General features: G+C 71.8%; 9 protein-coding genes. 5 read left to right on the top strand and 4 right to left on the bottom strand.

Features of this window, described 5'->3' with window-relative positions:
- Both AB0C69_RS32555 and AB0C69_RS32560 read left to right on the top strand, forming a co-directional pair.
- Positions 1-1,086 (top strand): AAA family ATPase (locus AB0C69_RS32555; RefSeq protein ID WP_360358789.1); only part of this gene is annotated, 1,086 nt, incomplete at its 5' end.
- Between the two features lie 72 nt (positions 1,087-1,158).
- Entirely contained in the window at positions 1,159-2,394 is a 1,236-nt protein-coding gene (locus AB0C69_RS32560; protein WP_360358790.1) for an epoxide hydrolase, read from the top strand.
- 55 nt (positions 2,395-2,449) lie between these two features.
- Here AB0C69_RS32560 and AB0C69_RS32565 read toward each other — a convergent pair whose 3' ends face one another.
- The 3 genes from AB0C69_RS32565 to AB0C69_RS32575 all read right to left on the bottom strand — a co-directional run bounded on the left by AB0C69_RS32565 (position 2,450) and on the right by AB0C69_RS32575 (position 5,080).
- Positions 2,450-3,253: a hypothetical protein gene (locus tag AB0C69_RS32565; protein ID WP_360358791.1), complete on the bottom strand. Its 804-nt coding sequence runs from the start codon at positions 3,251-3,253 to the stop codon at positions 2,450-2,452.
- A 2-nt stretch (positions 3,254-3,255) separates the two neighbouring features.
- Entirely contained in the window at positions 3,256-4,545 is a 1,290-nt protein-coding gene (locus tag AB0C69_RS32570) for a VWA domain-containing protein (RefSeq protein ID WP_360358792.1), read from the bottom strand.
- A gap of 61 nt (positions 4,546-4,606) precedes the next feature.
- Positions 4,607-5,080, bottom strand: coding sequence for an Rrf2 family transcriptional regulator (locus AB0C69_RS32575; RefSeq protein WP_345172583.1), 474 nt, complete (start codon positions 5,078-5,080; stop codon positions 4,607-4,609).
- A gap of 81 nt (positions 5,081-5,161) precedes the next feature.
- Between AB0C69_RS32575 and AB0C69_RS32580 the strand changes: the two genes are divergently transcribed.
- Both AB0C69_RS32580 and msrA read left to right on the top strand, forming a co-directional pair.
- Complete coding sequence (locus tag AB0C69_RS32580) at positions 5,162-5,905, top strand: NAD(P)H-binding protein (RefSeq protein ID WP_360358793.1); 744 nt, start codon at positions 5,162-5,164, stop codon at positions 5,903-5,905.
- Between the two features lie 73 nt (positions 5,906-5,978).
- A complete protein-coding gene (gene msrA, locus AB0C69_RS32585; RefSeq protein ID WP_360358794.1) occupies positions 5,979-6,488 on the top strand; it encodes a peptide-methionine (S)-S-oxide reductase MsrA in 510 nt (169 codons plus the stop codon).
- Between the two features lie 70 nt (positions 6,489-6,558).
- Here msrA and AB0C69_RS32590 read toward each other — a convergent pair whose 3' ends face one another.
- Positions 6,559-7,629 (bottom strand): WYL domain-containing protein, encoded by a 1,071-nt coding sequence (locus AB0C69_RS32590; protein WP_360358795.1) that lies wholly within the window; start codon positions 7,627-7,629, stop codon positions 6,559-6,561.
- A gap of 62 nt (positions 7,630-7,691) precedes the next feature.
- Here AB0C69_RS32590 and AB0C69_RS32595 point away from each other — a divergent pair, with 62 nt between their 5' ends.
- A complete protein-coding gene (locus tag AB0C69_RS32595; protein ID WP_345172591.1) occupies positions 7,692-8,846 on the top strand; it encodes an epoxide hydrolase family protein in 1,155 nt (384 codons plus the stop codon).
- Positions 8,847-8,873: the final 27 nt, after the last annotated feature.

The following is an 8,873-nucleotide window of genomic DNA, read 5'->3' on the forward strand; positions in this document are numbered from 1 at the left end:
GTGGAGTCGCATGCGACCAGGGACGGGTACCGGCTGGCCGACGACGCGCGCGCGGCGATCCTGGCGCACTTCGCGGGGCAGCGCCGCGACGCGACGTTCGGGAACGGGCGAGCGGCACGGCAGGTGTTCGAGGCCGCGGTGGAGCGCCAGGCGCAGCGCCTCGCCGACCTGCCCGAACTGCCCTCAGGTGAGGAGTTGAGCCTGCTCGTCGCCGAGGATCTCGACGTCGACGCGGGGTTGGCGGCGCGGTTCGGGGAGGCGCGCGACGCCGGTCAGGTCACCGATGTGCTGGCGCGCCTTTCGGGGATGACGGGGCTGGAGGAGGTCAAGCGGGAGATCAAGGACCTGCTCGACCTGCTGGCCTCGGCGCGGCGGCGCCGGGCGGCGGGGTTGGAGGCCGAGCCGTTCACCGGGCATCTGATCTTCGCCGGTCCGCCGGGCACGGGCAAGACGACCGTCGCGCGCCTCTACGGAGAACTCCTCACCGCCCTGGGCGTCCTTGCCCAAGGGCAGGTGGTGGAGGCGGCACGCGTCGACCTGGTCGGGCAGTACGTCGGGCACACCGCCCAAAAGACCACCGAGGTGTTCCAGCGCGCCCGGGGCGGGGTCCTGTTCATCGACGAGGCCTACACCCTGTCGCGCTCGGGCGGGTCGGGTCACGACTTCGGGCAGGAGGCCATCGACACGCTGGTCAAGCTGATGGAGGACCACCGTGACGAGGTCATCGTGATCGCCGCCGGATACACCGACGAGATGGAGGGGTTCCTGGCCACCAACCCGGGCCTGGCGTCCCGGTTCGCGCGCACGCTGACCTTCCAGCCCTACCCCGTCGACGGCCTGGCCTCGATCTTCGTCAAGAAAGCGGAGGCAGCGGACTACCGCGTCCCCGAGGCCACTCGCGAGGCTCTGACCGTCTACCTGAACACGCACCGGGGCCGGTTCCGCGAAGGAAACGGCCGTGAAGTCGACAAGCTGGTCCGGTCGGCCATCACCGCGCACGCCCGCCGCACCGAACAACTCGCCAACACCGGGGTCGAACTCACCACCGAACAACTCGCCACCCTCCTCCCCGAGGACATCACCTAGTCCTCCGAGGATTCTCGACGGCGAGGTCGGGGACAGCACGTCGTTGTCCCTCCACCAGTAAGGAACCACGCTATGACCACCTCGAACGCCTTCCCCTTGGAACCGACGGCGATCCATGTGCCCGACGAGGCCCTCGACGACTTGCGCGCTCGTCTCGCATTGACCCGTCCGCCGCTGGACGAGGGGAACGAGGACTGGTCCTACGGCGTCCCGGCCGGTTACCTCCGCGGGCTGGTCGATTACTGGCGGGACGGCTACGACTGGCGCAAGGCCGAGGCCGCCATCAACGCCTACGAGCACTACCAGGTGAGCGTCTCCGGTGTGCCGGTGCACTTCATGCGCAAGCCGGGCCGCGGCCCCCGTCCGGTCCCGCTGATCCTTACCCACGGCTGGCCGTGGACGTTCTGGCACTGGTCGAAGGTGATCGACCCGCTCGCCGACCCGGCCGCGTTCGGCGGTGACCCCGGCGACGCGTTCGACGTCATCGTGCCGTCCCTGCCCGGCTTCGGTTTCCCCGGCCCGCTCACCGGCTTCCCGGACGTCAACTTCTGGAAGGTCTCCGATCTCTGGCACACGCTGATGACGGAGACCCTGGGGTACGAGAGGTACGCCGCCGGGGGCTGCGACATCGGCGGGATCGTCACCAGCCAGCTCGGCCACAAGTACGCCGACGAGCTGTACGGCATCCACATCGGCTCCGGGCTGCCGCTCGACTTCTTCAACGGCCCCCGCGCCTGGGACTTCGCCCGGAACCGGCCCCTCACCGACGACCAGCCCGCCGACGTCCGCGCCCGCATCATCGAGATGGACCACCGCTCGGCGTCCCACCTCACCGTGCACATGCTCGACGGCGCGACCCTGGCCCACGGCCTGAGCGACTCGCCCGCCGGACTGCTCGCCTGGCTGCTGGAGCGCTGGAACGCCTGGAGCGACAGCGGCGGCGACGTCGAGTCCGTCTTCAGCAAGGACGACCTGCTCACCCACGCCACGATCTACTGGGTGAACAACTCCATCGCCACGTCGATGCGGTACTACGCCAACGCCAACCGCTACCCCTGGACGCCCGCCCACGACCGCACCCCGGTCGTGCAGGCCCCGGTCGGCCTCACCTTCGTCACGTACGAGAACCCGCCCGGCGTCCACACCGCCGAAGAGCGCGTCCGTGCGTTCGAGACGGGCCCGCAGAGCGCCTGGTTCAACCACGTCAACGTCAACGCCCACGACCACGGCGGCCACTTCATCCCCTGGGAGAACCCCGACGCCTGGGTGAGCGACCTGCGCCGCACCTTCCGGGGCCGCAGGCCCTGAGACGACGGCGGCGGAGCCGGGGGGACGTCATGGCGTCCCCCCGGCCCGGACCGGTTCAGCGCGGCGCGGAGAACCAGCGGCGCGGATGCCGGGTCAGGCTGTAGCCCGCCACGGACATGACGGCGGCGAGGACGCCGCCGCCGATCGTCCACCACCACCGGCCGGACGGCCAGGAGAACCAGCCCTTGACCCGCTCCGCCGGCTTCGGCGCCGAGTCCACGGGGCCCGCCGACGGCGCGGCGCCCGGGGCGAGCGTGGCCCCGGGGTCGACGGCCGGGGACAGCGGCGCCTTCAGCTTCGCGCCCGCGGGCCGGGCGTCCCCGTCCTTCGCGCTGATCCGCACGTCGGCCCGGATCGGCAGGCCGAGGTCCTGCTCGGGCAGGCCGCTCGCCGCGAGCCGCAGGTAGTAGGTGCCGGGCAGCGGGTCGTCGGACCACGGCTCGGCCCACGCCCGGACCCGCCGCAGCGTGCAGCGGAGCCTGACGCTCGCGGCCCCGGCCGCCGCCGTCGCGTTCTGCGGACCGGCCGTGCACGCCTGGCGGCGGCGCAGCCCGTCGAAGACGTCGATGCCGTACGTCGCGGCGCCGTGGCGGCTCGCCGCGGGGGGCAGCGCGACCGTCACCGCGATCCGCCCGGTCTGCCCTGCCGCGGCGGCGAACGACCAGTACAGGTAGTCGCCGGTCGAGGCGGGCACGCGGACCGGCTGCCCGGGTTCCACGGTGGTCGCCGTCAGGAAGGACGTTCCCGCGGTGCCGATCGTCGGTCGCGGGCTCGGGGAGGGGTCCGCGGCGGCCGGCGCGGCGGTCGCCGGCAGGACGGCGCAGGCGGCCGCGGACGCGAGGAGGAGGGAGGCGCGCATGGTCAGTTCTCCTTCCAGACGGCCACCCGCCACCGGGCGAGCCATCCGGTGGCGAGGCCGGCGACGAGGCCCGTCGCGGCGAGCACGATCAGCAGCAGCCAGCCGCGGCCGAGGTCCGGTTCGCCCGGCGTGTCCGAGGACGGCACGAGGTCGACGGTCAGCTCCAGCGGCATGCCGGGCGCCGTCCGCACCGTGGGCGGGGCGGAGAAGGAGTTGCTCACCACCAGGCAGACCGGCGTGCCGCCGGAACCGCCGTCCGGCGACGGCGAGGCGGAGGCGTCCGCCCCGGTCCGCTGGTCCGACCAGCGCAGGCCGGTGGACTGCACGTCGGTGCGTCCGCTGCCCGCGTCCGTGCCGCGGACGAGTTCCTGCCCGGCCCCGGACACCGCGCGCAGCAGGACGCCGTGGTCGGGGTTCAGGGTCCGGTCGAGCGAGACGCTGACGGAGGCGCGCAGCTCCTGGCCCGGAGCCACCGACACCTGGTACCAGCGGTGCTCGCTGAACCGCTCCCGGTCGGTGTACACGCCGGGCGCGAGCGTGGGCGCGTCGGCGCACCCCGCGGTCCCGGCGACCTTCTCCGGAGTCCTCTTGTAGGTGGTGCCGGCGCGCTGAACGAGCTGGTTGAGGCGGCCGGTCAGCTCCTCCTGGTGCTGGACGGCGGTGTAGGTCCCGCCGGTGGCGTCGGCGATGCAGGTGAGCTGCTGGCGGACCTTGTCGTTGAGGGTCAGCCCGAGGGTGTCCACGACCAGGTGCGTGCCCTGGGCGGCGAGCTGGCGCGCCACCTCGCAGGGGTCGGGGGGCGAGCAGGTGTCCTCGCCGTCGGTGATGAGGATGATCCTTCGTGTCGTCTCCCCGGTGCCCAGGTCCCTGGTCGCCGCGCGGAGCGCGAGCCCGATCGGCGTCCAGCCGGTGGGGCGCAGCGTCGCGATCGCCGCCTTCGCCCGCGCCTTGTCCACCGGGCCGACCGGGGAGAGCTGCTGGGTGTCGGTGCATCCGACGGCCTTGGGGCTGCCGGGGAACCGGTGCCGCGCCCCGAGGACGCGGATGCCCAGCTGCGTCCCCTCGGGCAGGGAGTCGACCACCGCGCCGAAGGAGTGCTGCGCGACCGCCATCCGGCTGAGCCCGTCGATGTCGCGGGCGCGCATGGAGCCGCTGACGTCGAGCACCAGCTCGACCTTGGGCGGCTCCGCGGGGTCGCCGTCATCGGCGGAGACGGGGGGTGCGCCGACCAGCGCCAGGGGGGCGAGCAGGGCGAGCAGACAGCCGCCCGCGAACGATCGTTTGAAGATCACCAGGGGATCCTAATGACGCCCGGAGGCCCCCCGAGCGGAGATCGGAAAGCCTCCTCCCGAGCTAAGTGATCTCCGCCAGGCGCGCGCGGGTGCGGGAGGGCGCCGACGGCGGGAGGGTGTCGAGGACGTCGGCCAGGGTGACGCCGGAGAGGCTGTCCCGCCAGGCCCGGTGCGCGTCCGCCATCTTCGCGGCGAGCACGCAGGTGCTCCGGCACTCGGCGGCCGGCAGCGCTCCCCGGCCCTGCCGGCGGATCTCGCGGCACTCGTACGGTGAGGACGTGCCGTCGACGGCCTCGACGACCTGCAGGAGCGTGATCTCGGAGCCCGGCCGCGCGAGACGGAAACCTCCGCGCGGGCCCGCGGTCGCGGTGAGCAGGCCTGCCTTGACGAGGGCCTTCAGTTGCTTGGCGAGATAGGGCGCCGGCAGGTCGTAGTACTGCGCCAGCTGAGCCGTCGACGCGCTGACTCCCGGATCCAGCTGCGCCAGCGTGGTCGCGCAGTGCAGGACCCATTCGGTGCTAACAGGCAGTTTCACACCCGAAGCGTATCGCAGATATCATGGATCTGTTTTATCCATGATATTCTCCGCTCGACCGCCAGGACATGGGAGGACACCATGCGGATCGCCGTCGCCGGCGCGACTGGGAACATCGGAACCCTCACCGCCGCCGCTCTCCAGCGGGACGGCCACGAGGTCGTGGGCATCAGCCGCTCGCTCGGCGTGGACCTGACGACCGGCGAGGGCCTCGACGACGTGCTGGCCGGCGTCGACGCGGTCGTCGACGCCACCAACAGCACCGCGGCCGACCCGGCCGAGACGGTGGCCTACTTCGGCGCCGTCACGCGGAACCTGCTCGCCGCCGAGGAGCGGGCCGGCGTCGGTCACCACGTGCTGCTGTCGATCGTGGGGGTCGACCGCATCGAGGGCAACGCGCACTACGCCGGCAAACGGGAGCAGGAGCGCCTGGTGGCCGCCGGTCCGGTGCCGTGGACGATCGTCCCGGCCACGCAGTTCCACGACTTCGCCGCGATGGTGACGAGCTGGACCGAGCGCGACGGCGTCGCCGCGATCGCGCCCCTGCTGGTGCGGCCGGTCGCGCCCTCGGACGTGGCCGCCGTGCTCGCCGAGATCGCGACGGGCCGGCCGCAGGGGCGTTACCGCGATGTCGCCGGGCCCGACCCGCAGGACCTGGTCGACATGGCCAGGCGCACCGACCGGGCGCGCGGCCGCACGGTGAAGCTGGTGCCGACGTGGTCGTCGATATTCAGCCCGGAGGCGGCGGGCAACGTGCTGCTGCCCGGCCCGGACGCCCGCATCATGCCGACCACCTTCGACCAGTGGCTCGCCGAACAGCGGTAGGGGCGGCCCATGGAATAAGGCCGCTGCGACGCCCGCTGTAGTGAGCGACGAAGGACACGAGGGGGAAGTGAACATGGCAACCGAGAGGGCCCTGCTCGCGGGCGGCTGTTTCTGGGGCATGGAAGAGCTTTTCCGCCGGCAGCCCGGAGTGGTCTCCACGCGGGTCGGCTACAGCGGCGGCGACGTGCCCAACGCCACCTACCGCGACCACGGGTCCCACGCCGAGACCATCGAGGTCGTCTACGACTCCGACCTGACCGACTTCCGGGCGCTGCTGGAGTTCTTCTTCCAGATCCACGACCCCACGACGGTGAACCGGCAGGGCAACGACATCGGCACGAGCTACCGCTCCGCCATCTTCTACACATCGGACGAGCAACGGAAGGTCGCCGAGGACACCATCGCGGACGTCGACGCCTCCGGCCTGTGGCCGGGCAAGGTCGTCACCGAGGTGACGGCCGCCGGCGATTTCTGGGAAGCCGAGCCCGAGCACCAGGACTACCTGCAGAAGTACCCGAACGGCTACACGTGCCACTTCCCCCGCCCCGGCTGGAAGCTGCCCAAGCGCACCGCCGAAGCCTGAGCCCGCGGGAGAGCGCGGACGGCCCTGCGCGCCGTCCGCGCTGCCGGCACCGTGACGACTTCGACCTGTCCTACGACGGCTCACCCGGCCGAACCGAGCCCGCATCACCGCCGCCCTCGGGCTCGCTGCTCCTGCTCATCCTGCCGATCGAGCGCAGGTAGCGTTCGCCCAGGACAGCGAGGTGGTCGACGAGACCGGCGGGTCCGGTGACCTCGAAGTCGAGTCCGAGCATGCCGATGTACACCGCGATGGTCTCCAGGCTGTCGGCTCCCGTCACGAGCACGCACTTCTCGTCGCTGACCGACTCGACCACGCCGACGGTGGCGTTGATGCGCGACAGCACCTCCTGCGCGGGGGCGAACACGGTGATCCGGGCGTGCACCTTCCAGCCCGTCGAGGCGACGTCGCGCAGGACGAAGCTGGTGTAGTCGAGTCCGGGCAACGGGGTGGGGGTGAACACGCGGTGGGTGGGCATGCGCGGGGTGATCCAGTCGACCCGGAACGTCGCCCAGGTGCCGGCCTGCGGATCGCGTCCGACCAGGTACCAGCGGCGCGTCCAGCTGACGAGCCGGTAGGGCTCCACGAGCTTGGGCCCCGACGTCGCCGCCGTGCCCGAGGGCAGCTCGCCCTCCCGCTCGTCGGGCCCGGTGGTGTAGTCGAAGCGGAACCATTCGTGGTCGCGGACGGCCGTGGCGATCTGCGCCAGGACCGCCGCGTCGACCTCGGGGTCCTCGACGTTGGAGGCGGTGTTCTGGGGCCCCTGGGAGGTGGAATCGTGGATCGCCGCGACCTGGCGGCGCAGCCGGTGCGGGAGCACCTGCTCCAGCTTGGCGAGGGCGCGGGCACTGCTCTCCTGGATGCCGCTGATGCCGGTTCCGGCGCGCAGCCCGATCGCGATCGCGACGGCCTCCTCGTCGTCCACCAGAAGCGGCGGCAGCTTCGTGCCGGCGCCGAGGCTGTAGGAGCCGGTCGTGCCGCGCGTGGCCTCCACGGGATAGCCGAGCTCGCGCAGCCGCCCGACGTCGTTGCGGATCGTGCGGCTGCTCACGCCGAGGCGTTCGGCCAGCTCGGAGCCCGGCCAGGACGGTCGCGACTGCAGGAGTGAGAGCAGGGCGAGGAGTCTCGCGGAAGTTTCCAGCATGGTCTGCATGATGCCGCACCATTAGGAATCAAGTCTTCCTATATGGGTTCTACTGTGAAGCCATGACGACGACGAAGAAGTCCGCTTCCGCCGAGATCCGCCCCTTCCGCGTGGAGATCCCGCAGGCCGAGCTCGACGACCTCGCCCTGCGGCTGGCCAACACCCGGCTGCCCCGCCCCGCCGCGGTCGACAACTGGGACCTCGGCACGCCGAACAGCTACCTGCGCGAGACCGTCGAGCACTGGCGCAACGGCTTCGACTGGCGGGAGCAGGAGGCGCGGATGAACGAGTTCCCGCACTACCTCACCGAGATCGACGGCCAGGAGGTCCACTTCATCCACGTCCCCTCCGCCGAGCCGGACGCCACCCCCCTGCTGCTGATCCACACCTACCCCGGCTCGTTCGTGGACTTCCTCGACATGATCGGCCCGCTCACCGACCCGGTCGCGCACGGCGGACGGGCCGAGGACGCGTTCTCCGTGGTCGTCCCCTCGATCCCCGGCTTCGGCTTCAGCACCCCGCTGTCCGACGGGGACTGGACGATGGCGCGCGTCGCCCGCACCTTCGACGCCCTCATGCGCCGGCTCGGCTACGAGACCTACGGCTCGCACGGCAGCGACGCCGGCACCATGATCTCCCGCGAGCTCGGACTGCTGAAGCCGCCCGGATACCTGGGCATGCACGTCCTGCAGCTGTTCTCCTTCCCCTCGGGCGACCCGGACGAGTTCGCCGGCTTCGGCCCCAAGGAGTACGCGGCGCTGGAGCACATGCAGTGGTTCCAGTCGGTCGGCGGCTACAACGCGATCAACGCCTCTCGCCCGCAGACCGTCGCGGTCGGCATCGCGGACTCGCCCGTCGGGCAGCTGGCCTGGAGCGAGCTGTTCAACTCCTTCGGCAACGGCACGAGCCTGGTGACCCGCGACCAGATCCTGACCCAGGTCACGCTGTACTGGCTCACCAACACCCAGGCCACCGCGGGCCGCTACCACTACGCCGAGGCGCACTCCGGCGCCGAACCGGCCATCAACACCGCGCCGACCGGCGTCGCGGTCTTCGCCGACGACTTCCAGACCATCCGCTCCCTCGCCGAACGCGACAACACCAACATCGTGCACTGGAGCGAGTTCCCCACCGGCGGCCACTACGCCTCCCTGGAGGTCCCCGAAGCGGTGACCTCCGACCTGCGCACCTTCTTCGCCGCCCTACGGAAGGGCTGAACCCCCGGCTGCCCTCCCTGGCGGCCT

This window comes from Actinomadura sp. NPDC048032, from assembly GCF_040653175.1.
GTDB lineage: Bacteria > Actinomycetota > Actinomycetes > Streptosporangiales > Streptosporangiaceae > Spirillospora > Spirillospora verrucosospora.

What these genes read in the sequence shown, in the direction of transcription:
- AB0C69_RS32560 (WP_360358790.1), top strand. Translation starts at nt 1,159, where the DNA reads ATGACCACCTCGAACGCCTTCCCCTTGGAACCGACGGCGATCCATGTG.
- AB0C69_RS32595 (WP_345172591.1), top strand. Translation starts at nt 7,692, where the DNA reads ATGACGACGACGAAGAAGTCCGCTTCCGCCGAGATCCGCCCCTTCCGC.
- AB0C69_RS32565 (WP_360358791.1), bottom strand. Translation starts at nt 3,253, where the DNA reads ATGCGCGCCTCCCTCCTCCTCGCGTCCGCGGCCGCCTGCGCCGTCCTG.
- AB0C69_RS32580 (WP_360358793.1), top strand. Translation starts at nt 5,162, where the DNA reads ATGCGGATCGCCGTCGCCGGCGCGACTGGGAACATCGGAACCCTCACC.
- AB0C69_RS32590 (WP_360358795.1), bottom strand. Translation starts at nt 7,629, where the DNA reads ATGCTGGAAACTTCCGCGAGACTCCTCGCCCTGCTCTCACTCCTGCAG.
- msrA (WP_360358794.1), top strand. Translation starts at nt 5,979, where the DNA reads ATGGCAACCGAGAGGGCCCTGCTCGCGGGCGGCTGTTTCTGGGGCATG.